The sequence below is a fragment of the Nostoc sp. genome, from assembly GCF_036916985.1.
Lineage (GTDB): Bacteria > Cyanobacteriota > Cyanobacteriia > Cyanobacteriales > Nostocaceae > Nostoc.
Window position 1 is genome coordinate 308,848 of the sequence record NZ_JBALFD010000097.1, and the last position, 24,254, is coordinate 333,101.

Genomic DNA, 24,254 nt, shown 5'->3' on the forward strand with positions numbered 1-24,254 from the left:
AACTAATTCTCCTGCTGGGCATCTGCTGATTCTGAAATCGGCGATGCTTCTATGCTGGGGTTTTTTACCGAAAAGTTAATCGGTTCTGACTTACTTGGCAGTGGTTTCTCTGAGGATGGCAGTTTTCCTGGTTGTATCCATGACATCCCACCTGGTATCGGTTTACGTGCCGGTTGTAGACCTTGCAGCATATCAGTCCACTGAATTCCTTCTAAGGAGACAAATTTAGACTCCCGTAGCTTATGCCATACAGAGCGAGACATAACTAATGTATGTTCTATGCGTTTTGCCCCAATTCGCTCCAAATACTCTTCTCGCTCTGCCTGATAATCTGAGGAAGCTAGTTGTAACCCTTGTTGGGGAAAATCTTGGGCAATCCGAGCCAGTTGGGATAGTAATTCTGGATACAGCCAAGTGTAAGCCGGATGAACTGTCAATGTTGCCGCATGGGGAACTTCACCCTTACGGTCAAGTTGCACCTGAAAATAACCAATCGCAGCTTTACGTTGGGGTTCAAATACGTAACCGCTGACTACTTCTGTTTTAGTCAGCCATTGCTTCACTGCATCAGTTAAAGCGCCGAACAAGCTGGTTTTAAAGTCGCGGGTATTGCGGTCAAAAACCTGACGTACCAGAGGTGGCATTGATGCCGTATCTAGTTGATATAGCAACTGGGCATCAGCATTACTCACTGGCAAAAGGTTGGGCAAATCTGGCTCTGCTTGGGCCAATTCAGCCAGTAATTCTGGCCCAATTTCCCAGTAGGTCATTTCTGCTAGACGCTGGAATCCATTTTGCCGATATAATGCCAGCGCTTCAATGTCATTGATGTTAACTTCCAGTAGCCAGGTGCGAGCTTCCAAAATCGATTCAAAGCAATGACGCAAAAGTTGCGAACCAATTCCTTGTTTATCGACACCACGCTCTAGTAGCACTTGATCGATTCGCCAAGTACTGCGTGTCCGGTTAAAGGGTGACACTTGAATCATTCCGAGAAGTATTCGCCCTTGCTCTGCGATATAGGCACAGAGGCGGTACTGTAGCGGGTTAGGAAACCAACTCAAAAACTTGAGTAATCCATACCAGCGACGCAGCCTTTGCATCTGGCTGATGGCAAAACCTGCTCCTTGGGGAGTAAGGGCTGCGAATGACTCTTGAGTTATGCGCTCAATCCCGTCCAGATCCCGGTATTGGACTGGTCGGATAACAACGCTGAGGTTTCTGGGAATTAATGAAGTCATTTTTATTCGAGCCGCCATTGAGCCTTAACTAACTGCTCTGGAAAGGGAGAAACTGCTGCAATAATTTTAACTAGTTTCTGCTCTCTACTATTGTGCCAAAAGGGTGATTTTAGTAACTTAATACTTAAAAAAGCCGAAAAAGCAGACCTTGTGAGAACACCATTGGCATTGACCCAACAACATCTGCCCTTATTTTATTGGAATTTTGATTAAAATTTGTATATATTTTATAACCCTTGTCGAGAAACGAGCTTCTCAAAGTTGGCTTGGGTTTGATGGAGTAATTGCTGGCGACTATCTACCAGTGTTTGTTTCAGGGTTGGAACAAGATTGCGAGCTTGCAGGGTCATGTGAAGTTGTAGGTTAGCGACATATTCACTGAAATCTTGATTCACTTCTTCTGCGGCTGCATCCGTTAATAAATTTGATTCCATTGCCACTGTGTTCTCCTGTATTAATCCTATGCTGTCTCTCTTCATCACCAAAAACTATCACGTTGTTTGGACTAACTTCTTAATTTGCAATGAAGTTTAACGCTTCTTAGGGATAGCCTCTGCCCCTTAAAATCTCAAACCGACACCACCTTGTACGGAGATAGCTGTACCACCGCTATCACGGTAGGCATCAAAAGCAATGATGGCATTGCCAAAAAGGACTGTATTGCTATTTGGGATCATATAATCAACGCCCGGTTGTAAAGCAAAACTAATTTTGTCCCCCACAGGAGAAGAATCACCACCACCAGCCAGCACCAATCCAGCACCCAGATAGGCATCAGCTTGCCAGTTGAGGGGAAAATCGTAAGAAACCGTTGGCACAACTGCGGTATTCCGACCAATTAACACTTGGGCGCGGAGTGAAATTGGCGCTTCCAAAAGCTTGTAGCGTCCCGCTATCACTCCCCCCAATTGGATACCATCGGTAATCCCAACAGTGGGGCCGATACCGATATAACTGCCATAAGCTACTTGAGCTTGTGCTGGTTTCGTACTCGCCAGACTCAAAACCAAGCCAGCCCCTAAAACTGAAATCAAATATGGAATATATTTCATAAACTAATTCCTCACACCATTTTGTCATTTGTCATTTGTCATTGGGTATGGGGTATGGGGTATAGGGAATTGAGCATCGGTTATTCTCTCCCTGCTATCCTGCTTCCTCATCTCCCAGTCCCCAGTCCCCAGTCCCCATTCTACGGGCAACGGGGATGAATGGCTCCTTGAGTACAAAGGTAGGCTAATTGCTTGGCATCTAAATTTTTGGCTTGAGAAAAATCAACGCCTTGAACTACAGCTGATACTGAGCCTAAATCTGGGGTTTGGACAAATTGATCTGCTGGATCTTGTTTGCTAGGAGCGAGAATTGCTCCCTTAAAATCTGCTCCAGCGACATTCGCCCCGCGTAAATCGGCAAGACTCAGGTCGGCATTTTGCAAGTTAGCGTTTTCCATTTGGGCAGAACGCAAAACAGCACCAGTTAAACGAGTGGCGCTGAGGTTAGCATTGCTGAGATTAGCACGATCCAAATAGGCTCCTGATAAATCTGCCCCTTGCCAATCAGTATTAGTTAAGTTGGCAAAGGATAATTGTGTTCCGATCGCAGTGGCGCGACCTAAACGGGCATCATACAGATTGGCTTCGTTTAGTTTCGCATCGCCTAAATCTGCCCCAGTCAAGCTAGCTCTTTCTAAAACTGCGTTTCGCAGATCGGCTCCTACTAGTTGAGTGCTGTTGAGTTTAGCATCATATAGACGCGCATTGGATAAGTTGGCTCTGTTAAGAGTGGCGCGGCTCAAATCGATCCGGTTCATCAAGACGCGACTGAGGTTAGCATCAGTAAGATTGGCTTGCTGTAATTGAGCTTGGCTTAAATCAGCTATGACATCATCATAAGTATCCCAGCGTCCATCTTCGCCTACGCCCCGGAAGCGGCTACCCTTAAAGCTGGCTTGGTTAAGATTTGCAGATTTAAACTTAACTCCTGATAAATCAAGATTGTCTAATACCAAGTTGAAGAAGGAACTTCCTGGAGTACCACTTTGACCTAATTGGGTGCTACTCAGGTCAACACCCTCCATTTTCCCACTGTAAACAGAGAGAATCTTGTTAATCGTCTGCTGGTTTCTTTGGAGCCGCCCTTGCCGTAATTCCCGCTCTTTGGTTGCAGTGCTACCTACAGATTCCAGTTCACCCACTAAAAATTGATTCTTATTTTTTAGTTCTGGAATGGCTTGGGGACCAACAGTTGTCAAAGCTTGTTGAATTGTATCTAGGAGGCTAGGGTTAGTTTCGCTAACTAATAAATCCGCCAGAAATTTAATGGATTGTGGATCGTTAACACCACCCATAGCCAGAATTGCACTTTGGCGTTGCTCATCAGTCGCCCCAGAGTTGGGAGTCAATTGTTTGACGAGTTCGAGGAACTGTTGGCTGTTGATTTGCTTGGTTGCTCGCTGGGATTGTTGAATTTGAATATAAACTTGAGTGCCGATTAAAGTTGCCAACACAGCAGTCATACTCGTCAGCCCTACCCCAAACAAAGTTAGATTGGGATTTTGCTGTATCCGTCGCCACAAATTAGGCGACTGGTTGGTTTGGACTAGCGCTAATTCTTCATTTCCCTCTTGCCATTCTTCTGGTTCATCATTACCACCAGCAGACTGATCTTGTCTATTGGTAGCTGAGAGTGCATCTACTGTATAAGTACCTGCGAGTTGATCGTGGAGTGCGCGACGCCCCCGACGTGACGGTAAGCCTATCCCTTCACCCACAATCATCAACAAAGACAACAATGTGAGTAATCCTAAATTCGGAAAAGCAAAGCTGTAGCGCCACAACAGATAGGCGATGGAAATGGGTACAGTCCAACGCCCAACTCCTTCTCTGATGACAACTGCCCCCAATCCAGGCGGCTTCCCTTGCTCGTTGACAACCCGCACTTTTAACCAACGCTTAGGAATTGTGCTACCAGTCTTAGCTAGTAAATACAATTGCCACCACGAGAGGGTTACAGGCGCTAACAGGGCGATTGTCCACAAAATATTAGTCGGCCATGCTACGTTACGGATGCCATAGCTGACGGGTAGAGCTAGGGGTCTAGCGATCGCTCTTTCTGTGACTACCAGCACGGGGTTAAGCGGTACTCGGTTCAGATCGCTTCTAGAATTGGCATAGACACCAAGACCGAAGGGAATTAACCCACTAGTAACCACTAACGTAATTTCAGCCGCCCAAGCCGCAAAACGCCTACTTGCTAGCAACAACGAATTAACTCTTTCCGATTTTTTTGACTGACCAGATTGATTACTAGTTCTCCTAACAATTGGTGATGTCATCGTATAGTTCCCTTTGATATTATTTCTACGCCGCGATCGGCACAATTAAAATAGACTCAGCTAATCAACAAAAAGAAAAGCATATTGAAATAGGATTCAGAAGTCAGAATTCAGGAGTCAGAATGGGCTACGCCCTGCTGCGCTAACTGAATTCTGAAGTGAAACAGGCTTTATACCTAGTTTTGATACTTCGCTCGTATACTTTACTTTCCTTGAAATCCTCTGTATGTCAGGAGCAATTTGTATTCTGGCTCCTGACTCTCATAACTCTGGGTAGAGTGCCAAGCAAATACCTATCAACGTTTTATAAGAAGAATCTCATAACTCAGGAGCGGAGCCGGAGACGCTCTGCCTCCGGTCAGAATTCATACTGAATTCTGTACAAGTGGGTGATAGTGCAGCATTAGCAAGTCCGCGAATGTCTGAATATTGGCTAAAAGCGAGTGGAGTGGTGGGCGAAAAAAATTAAAATATTCTCGCCTTAAAACTCCATCCCTTTATGGGTAGAGTATTCTGTATTCTGTATTCTGACTCCTGTTTTATTGCTTACGTTGAAAGCTACCAGACACAAAAAATTTGTATCCAACATACACTAACACTGCCAAAAGTGCCAGAGTGATTAGAGATGCAACTAATTTAAACACTGCTTGTAGCATCGCCAAGCCTACTAGTACCGTCACGCCTGAAACTACAAGCTTTTTAGTTCCAGATAAGTTGTTAAACCAAATCTGAAACCGCTCTAGTTGTAAGTTCAAGTTGGCAAAAATAGACTGAGGCGTTTGTTCTTGTGGTTGTGGAACTACCCCAGGTGGCGAATTAATCTCTGCCTCTAGTTTCTTGAGGCGACGTTGTAAGTCTTCTTCTGGTTGAGGATTCATCAATCTTTTTTACCTCAGCTAGCATACTTATTTAACAATAGACCAACCAAATTCTATTTTTGGTGGCAATAAGTCGGTGGGCGTAAATATTTGTCGTTGAGATAAGGCATGAGGCAGGAGGCAGGAGGCAGAAGTTCTTTAATTTTGAATTTTGAATTTTGAATTGATTTCTTCCCCAATCCCCCTCCTGTGGCATTAACTTTTGGCGATCGCTCGATTTGCATTTATATCACAAAATCGTGTTTCTTCCCTCTGACTTGTAAAGCGATCGATGAAGGGTTCTACGGATGGCTAATTCTTTACCTTTGCGGCCGAGTTGTTCACGTAGTTGCTGGTCTTTGCACAACTGATTAAAAGCTTGAAAAACCTCATAGCCAGAATTGGGATTAACCAGTATGCCGTTCTCTTCATGCTGAACTGTGTCTAGAACACCGCCTAAACGAGAGGCAATTATGGGCTTACCGAAGTAACTTGCTTCTAAATAAACCATACCGAAACCTTCCATATTATTAGGTTTAGCCTCCGATAAAGTCAGCATGGCAAATATGTCGCAGGCTGCATAATAACCAGCTAATTCTCGCTCTGGCTGATATCCGGCAAAGTGTACGCGTTTATCTACCCGCAAACGATGCGCCAGAGATTTCAATGCCGATTCACTTGGCCCTTGACCGCAGACTATATAGTGGACATCAAATCCAAAAGTTAGCAATAGTGGAATATTCTCAATTATTCGGTCGAAACCTTTTGGTTTTATGAGCCTGCCAATGGAGAGAATAACTATTGCTGTTTCGGGAATGTTGTACGTCTGACGCACGCGAACACGTAAATCATCAAGGCTACTGGGACTCGCCACATTATTATCAAATTTTTCTGGTCTGATTACTGGGTTAATAACGTGGGTAGGAGTATCTAATCGAAAAGCAGTTCTGAGGTAGTCTCTTGTATAAGAACTGTTGCAAACAATGCCTTCGGCGCGTTTGAGTGTTAATTTGAATAGCGATCGCAGCACAGGATTGTGTAAAGTACAGAGAAAATCGTTGCCGTGCAGATAGATAAAAAAGCGAATAGGTAACAAATAGCTCAATAGCAACAGTGAAGGAAAATCATAGCCGTGGCCCCACTCTATATAACGATAGTGATAGCGAAAATAGAGTTTAATTGCCAGAATAAATGAGCAGACAATATTGACCAAAGGCTTCAGGATACTTTCCACACAGCCACTACGCCAGTATGTAGGATGATACCAGCGATACACAGGAAACTGTTGACCTCGATCAAAGACTCGATCTCCTGAGCAACTAGCCGCCAGCACAATAACTCGTTCTGGATCTTGGAGACAGCGATTATAAATATATTCCCCAATTACAGCTTCTTTCGGCAGGAAGATCCGGCTTATGACTAGGATATCTGGGTATGCAGCTTTGTCTCTGATTTCGGCTGTTAGTTGAGAAATATGTTCCATAAGAAAGTTGATGACTATATTTCAAATAATTTTTAATTTATTTACAATTAGGATTATTTTCAAAGCCATAATTATTATTTTATTTCTTTCAAAACGAATTTGTAGACAAATTTGCAGCCTATTTTAAAAGATTAGTCAGGAAGATTATTTTTTTATTGTGTTGATTTTATTTTTATTGCCGAATTCTCAAGTAATGAGATTTTCTGTACATGATGAACAATAAATAAAAGCTAACACTTGTAGCCAAATTGCTCAGTAAACAACTGTTGCGGAAATTAAGAAATTTAGCTACTAGTTAGAAAGACGCGATAAATCGCCGTCTCTACAAGAAATTTATCCATCAATTATTTATTGACAGACTACTACGTTCAACATAATATCCTAAATCCTCTAAACTGTTGTGCCAAAATGCCAAAAAGTCGGATAAGTACTTCCTAGCTATCTGGTATCTAGCTTAGTTGACTGATGGGCATCATAGACATTTGCAAGCCTGCTTTGTATACGTAAGTGTCAATACCATAGATGTAGTAAATGGTATTCATAATTTAAAAGTATCATCCCACCTTGTAACAAAACAAATCAGTTCAGGAGTCCTGAGTTCTGAATAATGAATCTTCTCCCTCAGCAGTGGCTCAACACCTGATTACCGCCAACAGAATATTAAAATAATTACTAAAAATAATTACTAAAAATTACAATCGTCTGTATAATTCAAGACTGTAGTCATAAAAGTGCTAGTCCAAGAAATACCAAATAATTGCCCGTAGGCGTAGTTCGTCGTAGACATCGCAAATTTCTATGATGATGAACATATCTTTCAGGTACGGTTCCCCAGTCGAGAAATCCCCCCTGCGATCGCTGTTTCTCCAAGATAAGACGCGGTAGATTGAATATGTAGCTTCTAAAAGAGAATGCTACGTAAATGCGACAAACTCTCTTGCTTGTTACGGGCTGGCGTTAGCAACATACCGCGACACTGCTCCCAAATATAGGGAGAAATCAGAAATAATAATTCCGTTTTTCAAGCGATTGTCTTATGCGTAAAAAACTACAACAAATCATCAAACCGCTGTTAAAAGCCTTCTTAGCCCTAACCCTGGTGTTAGCTTTGGCTCTTGGTCACGCTGACGGAGCATTAGCAGCCCGCAGTGGCGGTCGCATCGGTGGCGGCTCCTTTAGAATGCCTTCTAGCCGCACCTATACACCACGCACTTACGCACCTCCTGGTGGAGGCGGGTACTATCCTGGTGGTGGTTTTGGTGGTGGCTTTGGCTTTCCCTTCTTACTTCCCCTCTGGGGTTTTGGCGGAGGATTTGGTGGTATATTTACCATCTTAATTTTCTTGGCGATCGCTAATTTCTTATTGCAAACTTTCCGCCGCGTCTCTAGCGGTGAAACTCCAGAAGCAGATTACAGCAGTAACTCTCCTGTTTCGGTAACTCGTTTGCAAGTAGGTTTGTTAGCTCAAGCCCGTGAATTGCAAAATGAACTCAACCACATTGCTGAAACTGCTGATACTAACACCCCAGAGGGTAGAGCAGAAATTCTCCAAGAAGCTAGCCTAGCTTTACTCCGCCATCCCGAATACTTTGTGTATGCAGGTGGTGGTACTCAACAAGCTAGTTTAAATTCTGCTGAGGGTCAGTTTAATCGGCTGTCACTGGCAGAACGCAGCAAGTTTAGCGAAGAAACTCTTTCTAATGTCAATAACCAGCTAAAAGCAGCCCTTGCCAAAGATGCTTTACCTCCGGCTGGTGAACTCGACAACCCCACCCGCCTATTTACTGAAGGCCCTGGTGAATATATTATTGTCACCTTGCTGGCGGCGACACTAGGTAAGTTTGAAATCCCCACAGCAATTAACAGTGCTGACGATTTGCGCCAAGCTTTGCGGCAAATTGGTAGTATCCCTAGCGACAAGCTTCTGGCAATTGAAGTTCTTTGGACTCCCCAAGCTGAAAATGATACTCTGACATCTGATGATGTGTTGGCAAATTATCCTGATTTGAGACTTGTTTAATTTCTAAAAGGGCAATAACTAGAAAACTGCTTGTCATTGACAAGCAGTTTTTTGATCACATAATTGTCAATGTGTACAGTGCGTAAGTCCTAAAAACAATGTTTTTCATCACGAAAAGCATTCTGAATGTCTAGATAGTCTCGCGCTTTGCTAAATATTGGTACATCTGCCAACGTGCATCTACTTCAGCTTGGGCTTGTTCTAACAAGTGCTTGGCTACCTCTGGTTTGCTCTTAGTCAGCATCTTGAAGCGATTTTCTTGATACATCGAATGTTCTACAGATTGCGTAGGCGATCGCATATCCAATTGCAATGGATTTTTACCCTGGTTAAGCAACTCTGGATTATGCCGATACAGCAACCAACGACCTGATTCTACCAGAGTTTTCTGATGATTCATCCCTGTAGTCATGTTGATGCCGTGGGCGATGCAATGGCTGTAAGCAATAATCAGTGATGGCCCATCATAAGCCTCTGCTTCTAAAAATGCCTTGAGGGTATGTTCATCTCTCGCACCAAGGGCTACACTCGCCACGTAGACATTTCCGTAGGTCATGGCAATCATCCCTAAATCTTTTTTAGGTGCTGGCTTACCACTGGCGGCATATTTAGCAACTGCGGCTTTTGGCGTGGCTTTGGAAGATTGACCGCCTGTATTAGAATACACTTCTGTATCCATCACCAAAATGTTGACATTTCGACCACTAGCAATCACATGATCGATACCACCAAAATCGATATCATAAGCCCAACCGTCACCGCCAACAATCCAGACGCTTTTTCTCACCAAATAGTCTGCAAGAGATTTGAGATTTTGAATTTTAGATTTGAGATTGGGGTCAAGAGTGACGATTTCATCTAACCTCTGCTGCAACAGTTCTATCCTTTCGCGCTGTTCCCAAATGTCAGCCTCAGATTTTTGTTCAGCTTTCAGGATTGACTGAGTAAGGTTTTCATCTATTTCACTCCCCAATTGTTGCAACAACTCGGCTGCAAATTCAGCTTGTTTGTCGAGGGAGAGGCGGAAGCCAAAACCAAATTCGGCGTTATCTTCAAATAGATTATTAGACCACGCGGGGCCGCGTCCTTGGGCGTTGGTTGTCCAAGGTGTTGTAGGGAGATTGCCACCATATATTGAAGAACAACCTGTAGCATTGGCGATGACGGCGCGATCGCCAAACAGTTGTGTTAATAATTTTAAATAAGGTGTTTCACCACAACCTGCACAAGCACCAGAGAATTCAAATAAGGGTTCTTGCAGTTGTTGTTGGCGAATCTGGTTTAATTTTAGCGATCGCCTATCAGGATTAGGTAAACTCAAAAAGAAATCCCAGTTTTTCCGCTCTTGCTCTTGTAAAGGCAACTGCTGTGCCATATTAATTGCTTTCCGCAATGGCTCAGATTTATCTTTAGCAGGGCAAACATTTACACAAATAGTACATCCCGTGCAATCTTCTGGGGCAACTTGAATGGTAAACTTTTGATTGGCAAAGTCTTTATCTTTTGCAGCAGTTGATTTGAAGGTTCCTGGTGCATTGACTAACTCATCAGCTTGATAAGCCTTGGCACGGATGGCGCTATGGGGACAAACCATAACGCACTTCCCACATTGAACGCACACATCCGGCTCCCACACAGGTATCTCTTCGGCAACGTTACGTTTTTCCCATTTGGCAGTCCCGATGGGAAAAGTGCCATCAACTGGTAATGTGCTAACAGGTAAATCATCACCTTCCCAAATCATGATTTTGCCTAGAACTTCTCGCACAAATTCGGGAGCAGAATTAAGTGGGGAGTGGGGAGTAGGGAGTAGGGAATGAGGAGTGGGGATTGTTTGGGGGACATCTACTTTATGTAAGTTGTCTAGGGTGTTGTCTACAGCTTGCAAGTTCATGCGGACAACTTCTACGCCTTTTTTTCCGTAAGTCTTTTCAATGGCTTGTTTGATTTTAGCGATCGCCTCTTCTTGGGGCAAGACACCAGCTAAAGCAAAGAAGCATACCTGCATAATAGTGTTAATTCTGCCACCCATACCACTTTCACGGGCAACCTGGCTAGCATTAATTACGTATAACTTCAAATGCTTATCGATAATTTGTTGCTGCACTTTCAACGGCAAATATTCCCAGATGGTATCTGCATTGTATGGACTGTTAAGCAGCAAAGTTGCTCCAGGAATAGCAGCTTTTAAAATATCTATGCGTTCTAGAAATCCCCAGTGATGGCAACCAATAAAGTTAGCTTGGTCAATTAGGTAGGTGGAGCGAATTGGCTCTTTACCGAAGCGGAGGTGAGAAACGGTCATTGAGCCGGATTTTTTGGAGTCAAAGACAAAGTAGCCTTGAGCGTAGTTGTCGGTTTCTTCACCAATAATCTTGATGGAGTTTTTGTTAGCCCCAACAGTGCCATCCGCACCTAATCCATAAAACATCGCTCTGACAACATTATCCGATTCTGTGGAGAATTTGGGGTCAAAGCTGAGAGAAGTGTGACTAACGTCGTCATTAATCCCAATCGTAAAGTGATTTTTTGGTTTAGCTAGGGCAAGATTATCAAAGATGCCCTTCACCATCGCCGGCGTAAATTCCTTAGAAGAAAGACCATAACGACCCCCAACGACTTTAGGAGTGCTGAGTGCTGAGTGCTGAGTGCTGAGTGAGGAGTGAGGAGTGAGAATTTCTTCCCCTGCTTTTTCCCCCCACCCTTCATGGATAGCTGCCACAACATCTAAATACAAAGGCTCACCAGCGCTACCTGCTTCTTTGGTGCGGTCGAGAACTGCGATCGCTTGTACACTAGTTGGTAATACTGCAACAAACTTTTGGACATCAAAGGGGCGGTAAAGTCGCACTTTGACTACACCAAGTTTTTCACCACGGGCGTTTAGGTAATCTACTGTTTCATGGACGGTTTCACAGCCTGAACCCATGAGAACGATAACGCGATCGGCATCTTTAGCGCCGTAATATTCATAGATTTTATAATGCCTCCCCGTGCGTTCTCCAAATTCATCCATGATCCGTTGGACAATTTCTGGACAAGCGTTGTAATAGGGGTTAGCACCTTCCCGTCCTTGGAAGTAGACATCAGGGTTTTGGGCAGTTCCCCGCAAGACTGGACGATCTGGGGTCAGGGCGCGGCTGCGGTGGGCAAGTATGAGATGATCGTGGATGAGCGATCGCAAATCGTCATCTGAAAGCAATTTGACTTTCTGTACTTCATGTGAGGTACGGAAACCGTCAAAGAAGTGCATAAACGAGACTCGTGTCTCTAGAGTAGCAGCATGGGCGATAAGAGCAAAATCTTGACTTTCTTGCACCGAAGCCGAACACAGTAGCGCAAAACCAGTAGCCCGAGCTGCCATTACGTCGCTATGGTCGCCAAAAATTGATAGAGCATGAGTAGCCAAAGAACGAGCAGCAACGTGAACCACGGCGCTAGTCAGTTCACCAGCAATTTTATAAAAGTTGGGGATCATTAACAATAATCCCTGAGATGCCGTAAAGGTGGTACTCAGAGAACCTGTTTGCAATGCCCCATGTACAGCACCAGCCGCCCCACCTTCGCTCTGCATCTGCACGACGCTGGGAATAGTACCCCAGAGGTTGGGACGACCTTCTGCTGACCAAGCATCTGCCCATTCACCCATTGCTGAAGAGGGGGTGATGGGATAAATAGCAATCACTTCATTTAGTTTGTAAGCAACACGGGCGACAGCTTCATTCCCATCGATGGTTGCAAATGTTTTGTTCATAATTGGATTTTTGTCCCCGTCTCTCAGTGTTAATAGTCAGAGCAGAAGTCAGAATTCAGGATTCAGAATAGTCAAAAAATTAGGAAAAAATTTTATACATAAATGTACTAATAATGCTGCATTCCTTTTAAACTCTGACTTCTGACTTTTGAGTGCTGAATTATTACTAAGAATTTATCAATGGCTTTCGGCTCTTTAATTAACTTTAAATAAATACTTCATAGGTTAGTATCTCATCCGAAATACCGCATCTATTAATATGTATTAATAATGTACTCAATAGCCAAAGCACTTATTAGATAAGGCTTTCAGTTAATTGATTATTTTTTGTGGGGTATAGGGTCGGGCTTCTATCTCGTTTTCATCGCCGTTAGGGGAAGTGGTTATGTAAAGAGGAGTACTTAAAGTTAGATGGTAAAGGCAATCATCTGTTTACATCCCCGTTAGGGGAAGTGGTAGGGTGGGCAACATGAGCGCCTTATGGACTGGGCGCTCATGTTGCCATTGGTGTCAACTTAACGCGAAACCGCTTGTCCGCCGGGAATTGAAATTCCCGTCTAATAGCCAAAGTCATCTGAAGATGACTAAATATCGCCAAAAATCTCCAGTCTACTTCAGTAGACTTAAGCTATTAGCCCGAAAATAAATTTTCGGGCGGGCATGGAAGCCAACAGATAAGCTATTTCCAGCTTAAGTTGACACCTATGGCAAGATGCCCATCCCACAAGAGTTAATTGAATATTTTTTTCTTGGGAAGTCCCTAGACTTGTAGTACAGAATTTTGTAAGCGATCGCCCTCTTTGGCTAGTGTTCTGGATTTTTAATGAAGTTTAGCTATAGTTCTTAACTATCTGTGCTAGCCTGGAATACTTAAACTAGGACAACACGGCGTAAATAAACCACTCATTCAAAATCAATGAAACGGTTACGCTGTATTAATTTTGAATTTTGAATTTTGAATTCCGCCGTACTGTACTAGGCTGTTATTTTTTGGTTCCTGTATCTAGCCAACCGTAATTATCTGATATTAAATGTTTGAGAGATTAAATTATGAAATCCTCTTTCATCACCTTAGTCGTTGTGATTAGCGCACTTATTCTTTCCCAGAGTGCCTATGGCAACGAAGAGAATATTCCCAATACAACTAGCGATCGCAATCAGGCTGAAGTTTTATTGACACAACCAGCCACAATTAACAGTACATGGAATAATTTTACCGGACAGACTAATAATCCCAAACAAACTGCTGAATCAGTTTCGCTAACGCGAGAGCGAGGATGCCCAAAAATTAACCCGCTTGAGTTAATCAATAACCCAGGCTCTTTTTTTAAGCAATGTCAGCAGCCAGCAAGTACCCCAAGTTCTCAAAGTACTGAGCCAATTGAGTACCTCAAGGTTCCTAAACTGGATTCTGGTACTGGTCTTAGTGTGACGGTTACTCAGTTTTAGTATATAAACTTTTTTAACCAGAGATAATTAATTCTTGGTAGTGTAACTTATCTCAATAATTTACGCTCAAACATGGATGAAATATTTATGTTAGCTGCTTTAAGTCAAAGCAGAAAAGCAATGCCTGAATGTTTGCCGAATCCACCAGTCGGTTGTGTAATTGTAGATGCTCAAGAAATAATAGCTCAAGGATACACGCGGATACCGGGAAAACACCATGCTGAAGTTGATGCACTTCAACAGATTCAGGGCAAAGCTTTCAACTTCTTGAAAATGTATGTCACTCTTGAACCTTGTTCTTTTCATGGACGCACACCATCATGTGCTTTAGCGATCGCTGAAGATCGTCGAATACATGAAATATATGTATCTATACTTGATCCAGACCCCCGCAACAATGGTCAAGGGTTAGATATTCTAAGAATTGCAGGAAAAACGGTTAATGTCGGATTATGCGCCAATGAAGTGAATGCTTTTCTTAGCCAATATCTACGAAAGTGATGGCAATACTGTTCGATTAAAGCAAGAGACGCGATGAATCGCCAGACCGATTGTTGTAGAGACGCCGATTTATCGCGTCTTTGTGTCATCGCGTCTTTAGCGATCTAAAATTTTCATCAAAAAACCTTAACCGAACCGTATTGGAAGTGGAAGGCATAACAGTCAACTACCCGCTTCAATTAAAATCTTGCTGGCAATCGCAGGTTTTCCCGATCTTGCCAAGGATAATACTTGGTGTTAATGTTACCACTGTTACTACTTTTAGTCTTAAAAGTGTTTCCAGGAGTAATTACATTGATAATACCAAACTTCATGCAGATATCTACGTGCAGTATGACTCAAGGGCAATTGTGGCAGATACCTGCATCTTGGTCATCCTAAATTCTTAAGACCAGACTCCAAAAGAAAGTTATTTTTTAGCGGAGGGATAAGAAAAGTGCTTGTTTTCATCCTTAGCGATCGCCTCCTACTACCCAGCTTATCTAGCAAAAAAATAGAGATGAAAAATGGGCATCTTATATTTAATTTTTACTAAATGAGAATTACATGGAAGTATCATCAGACTATTAACACTCCAATAAATAATTGTTTGTGATTGAATAAATATGACTTATCTCGATAGTTCCTGTTAATAATTTATTTCTGGGATTGCAAAATCATTTTTCGGTAAAGTTTTTATTTTTTTAGGAACTAAATTGAATAATTAAACTAAAACATAATTGTGTTTGAAAATGTGCAAAAATCTAGAAAAAAGGAGTGTAATTACTTCCAAAGATATACCGATCGTATCTTTAGGCAATTGATTTGTGACTGCTGATGATGTTATTATTAATGGGTGGGTTGATTTTGGGTTTATTATCTCCAACAATTGACTTGTGATGTATCATAGACCAGAATTCATCAGTATTGCCAATTGATTGATTAGCAGTGTGAAATGGCTAAGGGTCTGAATATCTAGACTTGATACCAATAAATTGATGAGGTTACAGAGGAGCAAATAACCATGAGCAACTTAACATCTCCACATACCGAAGTTCAAAAAACGAAGAAAAAAAGTTTAGCCGCAGATAAAAGACCTCGAGCTACAGATGATATTGTGCGTAGTTATCTGCAAGAGATCGGGCGTGTAGATTTGTTGACTCGCGAACAAGAGGTTATTTTTGCCCAACACGTGCAGCAGATGATGAATTTACTAGCTGCTAAAGAAGAATTGGCTGTGAAATTAAACCACGAACCCACGCTGCAAGAATGGGCAGATCAGGTGGAGTCAAGTATTGAAGTGCTAGAACAACAGCTAAATCAAGGGCACCAAGCCAAGCAGAAAATGATTCAGGCTAATCTCCGGTTAGTGGTAGCTGTGGCGAAAAAATACCAGCACCGCAACCTGGAATTTATGGATTTAATTCAAGAAGGTACTTTGGGTTTAGAGCGAGGAGTGGATAAATTTGATCCTGCTCTTGGTTATAAGTTTTCTACCTATGCTTATTGGTGGATTCGTCAAGGAATCACACGAGCGATCGCTCAACAAGGACGTACAATTCGTTTACCGATCCACGTCTTTGAAAAACTGAATAAAATTAAACGGGTACAGCGAGAATTATCTCAACAGTTAGGTCGTGTTCCTACCACTGGTGAAATTGCCACCGCGTTATCTTTGACACCTAGTCAAGTTAGAGAGTGTTTGTACTTGGCGCGTCAACCCTTTTCCTTAGAAGCGCGAGTTGGTGAACAACAAGATACAGAATTGCAAGACATCCTGGAAGATGATGGCCCTTCTCCTGAAGATTATGCCGTTGAAGAATCTCTCCACCAAGATTTACAAGACTTGTTGGCAAAACTGTCTCCCCAGCAGCGAGAAATATTAACCTTGCGCTTTGGCCTCACTGATGGCTATGAACTTTCTTTAGCACAAATTGGCGATCGCATGGGCATTAGTCGAGAACGGGTACGTCAGATAGAGCAAAAAGCTCTCAGTCTCCTGAGACGGCAAAAGGAGCAAGTACGTAGTTATCTAGCTAGCTGAAGTTATTTTTTCATAATGTAGGGCATTTAAACTCAGGAAGTCACCATCATGACTGTATAAAATTCAGTCATTTTGGGAGAAAATAAATCTAAGTAATCTCTCTCAAAGATTTGATATGAGTACATCAAAGACAGTGCAACAATTGCAAGCACAATGGGTGACTTCTGAAAACTTTCGACCTTATGGACAAGTGATTTTTGCAAGTCTTGATGGCAAAACTTACGATGGAGAAGATGCCCACTTAAGCCTGCAAAACGGAATTCCACGATTTTATATTATGCGGTTGCAGAAGAGAGGGCGAAAGTTTCATAAAATTACTCGCCATGTCGAATGCACTCAATGTCTGGGTTCTTTGGAAGGGAAGGATTGGTTAATGGCAGTTTGTCCTCCTCATAATGATGTGAATGAACCAGCATTAGATGAGATTGCTGCTTTCCGCATTCCGGGGAATTGTTTTATCAAGCTACATGAGGGTACTTGGCACGCTGGACCCCATTTTGACCATGAAGCTGTGGATTTTTATAATTTGGAACTAGCTGATACAAATGTTGTAGATCATTTCACTCATGATTTTCTCAAAAGTCATCAATTAGAGTTTGAGATGGTTTAGGTAATACAATTTTAGATTTTAGATTTTAGATTTTAGATTGACCCCAGCAATCAAGTTATTGTCTTATAGTGTCCATATAATTAGCAAAAAAATTGTAGGTTGGGTGGAGGGCGTAACCCAATATCCTGATATATGTTGGGTTGCGCTCCGCTCCACCCAACCTACGTTTAATGCACTTTATTACTTTTTAACAATAATCCCCACCGAACTCGCGAGTTAAGGGTGGGGAATTGCACTATACCGTTAGCCTAAGGCGGATTTTAAATCACTTTCCGCTTGTCCTAATGCATCTGGTAATTTACTTGCATCGCGTCCGCCTGCTTGGGCTAAGTTCGGTCTTCCACCGCCGCCACCGCCGCAAATTTTAGCGATCGCACCTACAAATTTACCAGCTTGCAGTCCTTTTTTGTTGACTTCTGGACTAAAAGCTGCAACTATACTAACTTTCCCTGGTTCAGGAACAGAACCCAGCACCACTGCACCGTTACCGATTTTTTGCAACAAGCGTTCGGCTGCGGTTTTCAATGATTCTGGATCAACATCTTCTAATTGGGCGACAATAATTTTATGGCCGCCTACGGTTTCTGCTGTTTGTAGTAAGCTGTCAGATTTAGCGATCGCTAACTGTACCTTTAAGGTTTCCAATTCTTTCTGGCTATTTCTCAGTTCGCTTTGCAGACTTGTGATTCTGTCTGGTAATTCTTCGGGTTTAACTTTAAAGCGATCGCTCAAATCTTTAACTACTTTATCCCGCAGGTTGAGATAATCTAGGATTGCTGGCCCCGAAACGGCTTCAATGCGCCGCACCCCAGAAGCTACACCAGCTTCAGAAATAATCTTGAACACACCAATTTCAGCCGTGTTACTCACATGAGTTCCACCGCATAGTTCCATTGAGACGCTAGGGAAGTCAATCACCCGCACTTCATCGCCGTATTTTTCACCGAACATCGCAACAGCACCCCTAGCTTTCGCCTCTGCTAAAGGTAATACTTCTACTTTCGCAGCAGTGGCTCCAGCAATCCAAGTATTCACCTGTTCCTCAACTTGTTGGATTTCTTCTATTGTCAACGCGCGGGGACAGTTGAAATCAAAGCGCAATCTGTCAAAGGAAACCAGGGAACCTGCTTGAGATATGCCCTCATCAACAATTTTCTTCAAAGCCGCTTGTAATAGGTGCGTTGCGGTATGGTTAGCTTGGGCGCGACGGCGACAAGCAGGATCTATTTGGGCTGTAACATTATCGCCTACGCGCAGTGTACCGCGTTCGATGCGTCCGAAGTGAACAAAGAAATCAGATTCTTTTTTAACGTCTTCCACTCGAACTACGATACCATCACCAGAGATATAACCGCGATCGCCGATTTGTCCCCCCGATTCAGCATAAAATGGCGTTTTGTCAAGGACAATTTGTACCTGTGTCCCCGCTTCTGCTTCCTCTTGGCAAACACCTTCTACCAAAATCGCTTCAACTTTTGCCGTTGCAGCAGGTTGGGTATAGCCGATAAATTCGGTTACTTGAATGTGTTCTGCTAGTTTGTCGAGGGAACCTTGTACAGTTAAATCGATGGTTTCATGTGCTGCTTTAGCACGTTCCACCTGCTTTTGCATTTCGATATTGAATCCCGCTTCATCGACTGTCAGATTATTTTCCTCAGCAACTTCTTGAGTCAGTTCGAGGGGAAATCCGTAGGTGTCATAGAGGGTAAATGCACTTTCACCGCTAATTTGAGTTTCTCCTCGCTGTTTCACCTCTTGGATGATTTCTTCTAGAAGTTTTTCGCCTCTATCCAGAGTTCTGAGGAAATTCGATTCTTCCCGTTGCAACTCAGCTTTAATTGCTGCTTCCCGTTGGCGGACATTGGGGTAAGCTGATTCTGAAAGAGCGATCGCAGTTTCAGCAACTTGGGTAGTAAATTCGCCAGAAATCCCAATTAATCGCCCATGACGCACCACTCGCCGAATTAACCGCCGCAGCACATAACCGCGTCCCACATTGGAAGCGCGAATTTCATCAGCAATCATGTGGATAACAGCCCGAATATGATCGCCAATGACTTTTAAGGAAGTTTTAGTTTTTTCATCACTGCTGTGGTAATCAACACCAGCAATTTGCCCTGCTGTTTGGATAATTGGGAAAATCAGGTCAGTTTCGTAGTTATTGGGTACTTTTTGGAGAATTTGCGCCATTCGATCCAAGCCCATACCGGTGTCGATGTTCTTGTTTTGCAGTGGCGTTAAATTCCCGGAAGCATCCCGGTTATATTGCATGAAGACGAGGTTGTAAAACTCGATGAATCGGGTATCGTCTTCTAAATCGATATTTTCCTCACCGCGTTCTGGGTGGAAGTCGTAATAAATTTCCGAACAAGGGCCGCAAGGGCCAGTGGGACCAGATACCCAAAAGTTATCATCTTCGCCCAAGCGTTTAATTCTCGCTACTGACACACCGATTTGATCACGCCAAATTTCAAAGGCTTCATCATCATCTTCAAAAACACTGACAACAAGATTTTGAGGGGAAAAGCCAAAGACTTGCGTAGAGATTTCCCAACCCCAAGCGATCGCTTGTTCTTTAAAATAATCACCAAAGCTGAAATTGCCCAACATCTCAAAAAACGTGTGATGTCGTTTGGTGCGTCCGACATTTTCGATGTCGTTGGTACGAATACACTTTTGCGAAGTTGTAGCCCGCTTAAATTCTGGTGTGCGCTGCCCCAAGAATATTGGTTTAAATGGTAGCATCCCCGCGATCGTCAGCAGCACGGTTGGGTCTTCTGGCACGAGGGAAGCACTTGGGAGAATTTGGTGTTCCCGTTGGGCAAAGAAGTCGAGAAATATGTTGCGAATTTCGTTACCGCTTAGGTACTGGGGATTTGAAGACATAAGTGTTTTTAACTTCATACTTAGGCGTAGCGGCACTAAGTAAGTGTATTTTCATAAATAGCTTTATATATTCTTGCATTTTGTTTCCTCTTACTGCCAGCGAATTTTGCCAGTCAGTAAGCAAAATACAGCTATTAGGATGCTTTTACAGCATAACCTGACTCTGGTGGGATGCACAAATGGATTTCAATGGTTAAGATTAATCCTTAAGAAATACTTTAAATTTCCCATACGGAGGTAACAAATGGCACTAAAACTGAAGGTATCAAATATTGCTTGTGAGGGATGTGCAGACACAATTACTGAGTCCATCCATGTTATGGAACCTGATGCCAAGGTGGATGTGGATGTTAACGCTAAAACTGTCACGGTGGAATCCGCAGCTTCCGAGGAGTCAATCAAACAGGTAATTGTTGCTGCTGGTTACGCTATTGAAGGTTATTGATCAGGTTCTAACTTTTGGCAGAGGTTTAGATTTTAATATCTCAGGCGACGCTAACAAAATTTTTTTATGTTTATTCCGTCCTTTCTACGGGCGGAATGTAACCAATTTACCCACAAGTTTTTTATTTAGCCTTGTTTTCCAGATTTATGATGTTGCAGCAAATAAAAAAATGTGAATTACAGCAGTCGTAAGGCACAACCCCGGCGAATGGAATTCGCGGCTACACAGGCAAAGTCCGCCTCCGCGGACTCAAGTCAAATTAAGGGTTTGAAACCCAGGATCGGTAGCTTTTGTTTGTGTAGACGCAGTTTCTAACCGCCCGTTTCCCATTAAGTTGACACCAATGAACATTGCTGTACCCCTAGCGCATGGTCTATTTACCTGAAAATAGCTGTAAGTAAATAAACAAACATAGATAACACATAGGCAGAGATGTTTTCTTTCTCCTGCTAAAACATCGTGCAACTTGAGTTCACAATCTCTTTTCATTGTGAATTTTTAGGGTAAAAATTCAGTCTGCAATTTTAGAGCATGTTAATCCCGCAAAGCTACTATCCAGAGCAGGAGTTAGTTCTGCTGTCTATTTGATTTACATTTTTTTTTGTAATTCAACTCCTATCCTAATACTCGATCAAAGCCTATTTCTTCAAGGAAAAGGCTGAGGTAGTTTATGGTAAATAACATTTGTAATTGAATGAAAATATTCTGCTTTGATAATCCAATCAAAAAACTTTATAATTTCTTTATTTTTCTACCTAAAAAGAAATTTAGCTACCTAATATAACGGTTATTATGAACTATTTATTTTGGTATTTTTCTCAGCAAAATAGCACTTGAGAAACTACATAAATAGCTTTTGTACGTCCAAATAATATTCAGTATTTTTACTGTTTTAAAAACAAACTGTAAAGAAGACATTAGTTGTCATAAGAGGATATTTCAGAAACCGTAATAGTAAAAATATAGCCTTAAAAGGAGATTAAGCTTGGAAAATCACCGTAAAATTGGCGTTCCAAAAATCATATATCAAAAAATATAACTAAGCCTGAAACATTATATTTAGTATTAGGCAAAAAGAGCAGTAAGCGAATCAAGTTAATCTATTGAAAATTTAAATAGGATAAAAAATAAACCAATGAATATTTCTATTCTGGTCTTTGGAAAAAATAATTTTATCGCCACACTTCCAGATCAGATCCGTTATGCAACTGCTTTTAATGTAGAAGTTATGGACAATTTGAATCAGGCAGTGTCACGAATTAAAATGACGCCTCCCGATGTCATACTGGTGCAGGCTAGCCTAGATGACAGTATGGAATTGTGTAATTGGTTGAAAGATCAGACAAAACTTTCGTGGATATACTGTATTCTCTTCGAGGATCGTTCTCAGCAGCTTATTGATAGAAACAAGGGTTGGCATCGGGAATTAGAGATGAGTGCAGCAGCACTAAAGCAAGGAGCCGATGCTTATATTTGGCATCTGATTGAAGATAAAACAGACCATAGCTTGGCAGAGTTGACCGCCAATCATGGCCTAATACTTGCTCAATTGACAGTTGGCTTACGGAAAGCCCAAAAATACCGAGATTTGATTCGGACAAATGATATGCTATCTGCGATCGCCTTAGCCGATTCCTTGACAGAATTAAATAATCGTCGGGCTTTAGAATGGGACTTACCCAGACAAATTCAAAGAGCCAGAACTCAAAAAACTTCCCTGAGTTTGATTATTCTGGATGTAGATCATTTCAAGAAAGTTAACGATACTCATGGGCATTTAGTAGGCGATCGCATCTTGCAAATATTATGCCAGCGCTTGCGCCACAATCTGCGCTGTCAAGATACAGCATTCCGCTATGGTGGCGAAGAATTTGTGATTCTTCTGGCTAACACTAGCGATGACGAAGCACTATTAGTAGCCCGTCGTCTCAATCGTGTAGTCAGCGATGAACCATTTGCACTCAACAATAAACTGACAATTAATATCACCATTAGTCTAGGCACAGCCTCTCTACAAGCTGAGGATGATGAGCAAGGAGAGAGTCTGCTATATCGTGCCGATCAATGTCTGTTACAGGCTAAAACTTCTGGGCGTAATCGGGTTATTGACTCAAATTACTTATCTCATCATGCCTCACATTTGAAAGCTGTTTCTTCGTAAAAGTGGGTATTGAGAATGAATTTGCTTTTGAAATTTGGTGTAGTTTCCAGAACAGTATATTTTTGACTGTAATTCTTCTTGCAGTTGAAATAACTCTTGCTCTAGATTGTAGTTAAACTCTAAAACATTTTCTCGAAAACGTTTACCCCGTTGTGCTTGCTGCCCGGCTGATAGTAAATTCCCAAATACTATAATTTCATTCCATAGATTTCCATATCGTTTCATTTAAATTAACCCACGCAGGTGGGTTTTGTCTGTATAGCCGCGATTTCTAAGAGACTGGTTTATTAATAATTTCATTCCAAGGGAATTCCAATAAATAAATTATTCAATCTTGTGGGATGGGCATCTCGCCATAGGTGTCAACTTAACGCGAAACCGCACGTCCGCCTCTAAACCCAGTTCAGCTAGAGAAATTGTCACCTGGACGTTAGATATCGCTGCCATGATGAATCGCTTAAGTATTTTTTGAGTCTTTTTTTCTGATTGTATCGGTTATTTTGGCTAGTTTCGTAAATATTCGGGGAGCGATGCCTACAGCAAAGACTTCACCTGACGCTAATTTTGCGCCGTAACACACCTTACGGAACTAAAATATCTGAAGCTGGGGATATGGAATTGCGATCGCTATATGCTCTTATCTATTTTGATCGTAGTGCGATCGCTGCATAAAACCTACAGGGTAACTTTTATTGCAATCAAAGCACCTTAAGCTTGACTCCAATCTTGCAACTCTAGTGTTTCAACTCTACCGAAATGGCGCTGATTATGAGTAATCATAACTAGATTATTGGCAATGGCAACCCCAGCAATGAGCAAGTCAATATCGTCGATGGGAATTCCTTGGAGCCGCAAATTTGCGTAGATATCTGCGGATAGGGTGACTGATTGTTCAGTAAGGGGCAAGATAGTATTTTGGGCAACAAACTCCAAAAACAAAGCGAGTTGCTTTTGGGCATCACGGTGCTTTAAGCCGCTGAGAATTTCGTAATAAGTGATGATACTAATGTTGATTTGACGATAGGTTATTAAGTAAGTCTGAAACTGAGCTACTACATTAGTATTGCCTCGGAAGAACAAGGACAAAATATCAGTATCAATCAATGCTGGTTTCACGGTTTCGTCTTTGAGAAAATGCTTGCTGACGACGGATAGCAATCTCGTCTGAAAATTCGCCGTATGCTTCATCTGACATATTGCTCCAGCAACCTGCGAACTGCATGATAGCAGCAGCGTTGTGGCTGTTAGTTTCTGAGCTAAGTCTAAATCCGTGAATCATCTCATAGAGTTGTGCTAACTTAGCATCTGGGATTTGCTGCACTTCTTCTAAGACTTTAACTCTCCATTCAGAATGGTGCATTATCTAATCTCTCCTGATTTTTCAATTTTTAACTTAATATAACTAACGCATTCCCCACGACTATAGTTGCGGGATTTTAGTAAGCTATCGTACATCTAAATTAATTATTGTACTTTTTAGGGACTAAAAC

General features: G+C 42.2%; 20 protein-coding genes. 7 read left to right on the top strand and 13 right to left on the bottom strand.

The genetic code is table 11. The features are described from left to right. Positions 1 to 2: 2 nt before the first annotated feature. The 6 genes from V7L07_RS32955 to V7L07_RS32980 form a co-directional block, all read right to left on the bottom strand. Positions 3 to 1,259 (bottom strand): GNAT family N-acetyltransferase, encoded by a 1,257-nt coding sequence (locus V7L07_RS32955; protein WP_335063795.1) that lies wholly within the window; start codon positions 1,257 to 1,259, stop codon positions 3 to 5. A 209-nt stretch (positions 1,260 to 1,468) separates the two neighbouring features. Further along, positions 1,469 to 1,675, bottom strand: a complete 207-nt coding sequence (locus V7L07_RS32960) for a hypothetical protein (RefSeq protein WP_334707010.1) — start codon at positions 1,673 to 1,675, stop codon at positions 1,469 to 1,471. A 126-nt stretch (positions 1,676 to 1,801) separates the two neighbouring features. Further along, positions 1,802 to 2,293, bottom strand: a complete 492-nt coding sequence (locus V7L07_RS32965; RefSeq protein ID WP_335063797.1) for a hypothetical protein — start codon at positions 2,291 to 2,293, stop codon at positions 1,802 to 1,804. A 140-nt stretch (positions 2,294 to 2,433) separates the two neighbouring features. After that, positions 2,434 to 4,575: a pentapeptide repeat-containing protein gene (locus tag V7L07_RS32970; RefSeq protein ID WP_335063799.1), complete on the bottom strand. Its 2,142-nt coding sequence runs from the start codon at positions 4,573 to 4,575 to the stop codon at positions 2,434 to 2,436. 539 nt (positions 4,576 to 5,114) lie between these two features. Next, a complete protein-coding gene (locus tag V7L07_RS32975) occupies positions 5,115 to 5,453 on the bottom strand; it encodes a hypothetical protein (RefSeq protein WP_335063801.1) in 339 nt (112 codons plus the stop codon). Between the two features lie 229 nt (positions 5,454 to 5,682). Next, entirely contained in the window at positions 5,683 to 6,915 is a 1,233-nt protein-coding gene (locus tag V7L07_RS32980) for a glycosyltransferase family 4 protein (RefSeq protein ID WP_335063803.1), read from the bottom strand. A gap of 1,036 nt (positions 6,916 to 7,951) precedes the next feature. Here V7L07_RS32980 and V7L07_RS32985 point away from each other — a divergent pair. Continuing rightward, positions 7,952 to 8,935: a DUF1517 domain-containing protein gene (locus V7L07_RS32985; RefSeq protein WP_335063805.1), complete on the top strand. Its 984-nt coding sequence runs from the start codon at positions 7,952 to 7,954 to the stop codon at positions 8,933 to 8,935. A 130-nt stretch (positions 8,936 to 9,065) separates the two neighbouring features. Here V7L07_RS32985 and nifJ read toward each other — a convergent pair whose 3' ends face one another. Next, positions 9,066 to 12,689, bottom strand: a complete 3,624-nt coding sequence (nifJ, locus tag V7L07_RS32990; protein ID WP_335063807.1) for a pyruvate:ferredoxin (flavodoxin) oxidoreductase — start codon at positions 12,687 to 12,689, stop codon at positions 9,066 to 9,068. 1,050 nt (positions 12,690 to 13,739) lie between these two features. Here nifJ and V7L07_RS32995 point away from each other — a divergent pair. The 4 genes from V7L07_RS32995 to V7L07_RS33010 all read left to right on the top strand — a co-directional run bounded on the left by V7L07_RS32995 (position 13,740) and on the right by V7L07_RS33010 (position 17,272). Beyond that, complete coding sequence (locus tag V7L07_RS32995; RefSeq protein WP_335063809.1) at positions 13,740 to 14,138, top strand: hypothetical protein; 399 nt, start codon at positions 13,740 to 13,742, stop codon at positions 14,136 to 14,138. Positions 14,139 to 14,210: 72 nt separating this feature from the next. Beyond that, positions 14,211 to 14,639: a bifunctional diaminohydroxyphosphoribosylaminopyrimidine deaminase/5-amino-6-(5-phosphoribosylamino)uracil reductase RibD gene (locus tag V7L07_RS33000; protein WP_335063812.1), complete on the top strand. Its 429-nt coding sequence runs from the start codon at positions 14,211 to 14,213 to the stop codon at positions 14,637 to 14,639. A 1,003-nt stretch (positions 14,640 to 15,642) separates the two neighbouring features. Then, positions 15,643 to 16,662, top strand: coding sequence for an RpoD/SigA family RNA polymerase sigma factor (locus V7L07_RS33005; RefSeq protein ID WP_335063813.1), 1,020 nt, complete (start codon positions 15,643 to 15,645; stop codon positions 16,660 to 16,662). Positions 16,663 to 16,777: 115 nt separating this feature from the next. Then, a complete protein-coding gene (locus tag V7L07_RS33010) occupies positions 16,778 to 17,272 on the top strand; it encodes an ureidoglycolate lyase (protein WP_335063814.1) in 495 nt (164 codons plus the stop codon). 243 nt (positions 17,273 to 17,515) lie between these two features. Here the strand turns inward: V7L07_RS33010 and alaS are convergent, their stop codons facing one another. Further along, the gene (alaS, locus tag V7L07_RS33015) at positions 17,516 to 20,158 is read right to left on the bottom strand and encodes an alanine--tRNA ligase (RefSeq protein ID WP_335063816.1); all 2,643 of its coding nucleotides are present in this window, start codon (positions 20,156 to 20,158) and stop codon (positions 17,516 to 17,518) included. A gap of 244 nt (positions 20,159 to 20,402) precedes the next feature. Here alaS and V7L07_RS33020 point away from each other — a divergent pair, with 244 nt between their 5' ends. Further along, positions 20,403 to 20,603: a heavy-metal-associated domain-containing protein gene (locus V7L07_RS33020; RefSeq protein WP_335063818.1), complete on the top strand. Its 201-nt coding sequence runs from the start codon at positions 20,403 to 20,405 to the stop codon at positions 20,601 to 20,603. A gap of 249 nt (positions 20,604 to 20,852) precedes the next feature. Here the strand turns inward: V7L07_RS33020 and V7L07_RS33025 are convergent, their stop codons facing one another. Next, on the bottom strand, positions 20,853 to 21,092 hold the full coding sequence (locus V7L07_RS33025) for a hypothetical protein (protein ID WP_335063819.1): 240 nt from the start codon (positions 21,090 to 21,092) through the stop codon (positions 20,853 to 20,855). Positions 21,093 to 21,738: 646 nt separating this feature from the next. Between V7L07_RS33025 and V7L07_RS33030 the strand changes: the two genes are divergently transcribed. Beyond that, entirely contained in the window at positions 21,739 to 22,764 is a 1,026-nt protein-coding gene (locus tag V7L07_RS33030; protein WP_335063820.1) for a GGDEF domain-containing protein, read from the top strand. Here V7L07_RS33030 and V7L07_RS33610 read toward each other — a convergent pair. From V7L07_RS33610 to V7L07_RS33050, 4 genes are all read right to left on the bottom strand, one after another. Continuing rightward, on the bottom strand, positions 22,738 to 22,989 hold the full coding sequence (locus V7L07_RS33610) for a hypothetical protein (RefSeq protein WP_442936107.1): 252 nt from the start codon (positions 22,987 to 22,989) through the stop codon (positions 22,738 to 22,740). The genes V7L07_RS33030 and V7L07_RS33610 overlap by 27 nt on opposite strands. Positions 22,990 to 23,088: 99 nt before the next feature. Further along, complete coding sequence (locus tag V7L07_RS33040) at positions 23,089 to 23,211, bottom strand: hypothetical protein (RefSeq protein WP_335063821.1); 123 nt, start codon at positions 23,209 to 23,211, stop codon at positions 23,089 to 23,091. A gap of 261 nt (positions 23,212 to 23,472) precedes the next feature. Further along, complete coding sequence (locus V7L07_RS33045; protein WP_335063822.1) at positions 23,473 to 23,880, bottom strand: type II toxin-antitoxin system VapC family toxin; 408 nt, start codon at positions 23,878 to 23,880, stop codon at positions 23,473 to 23,475. Then, on the bottom strand, positions 23,861 to 24,124 hold the full coding sequence (locus V7L07_RS33050; RefSeq protein WP_335063823.1) for a hypothetical protein: 264 nt from the start codon (positions 24,122 to 24,124) through the stop codon (positions 23,861 to 23,863). Before V7L07_RS33050 ends, V7L07_RS33045 begins: the two co-directional genes overlap by 20 nt. Positions 24,125 to 24,254 lie beyond the last annotated feature (130 nt).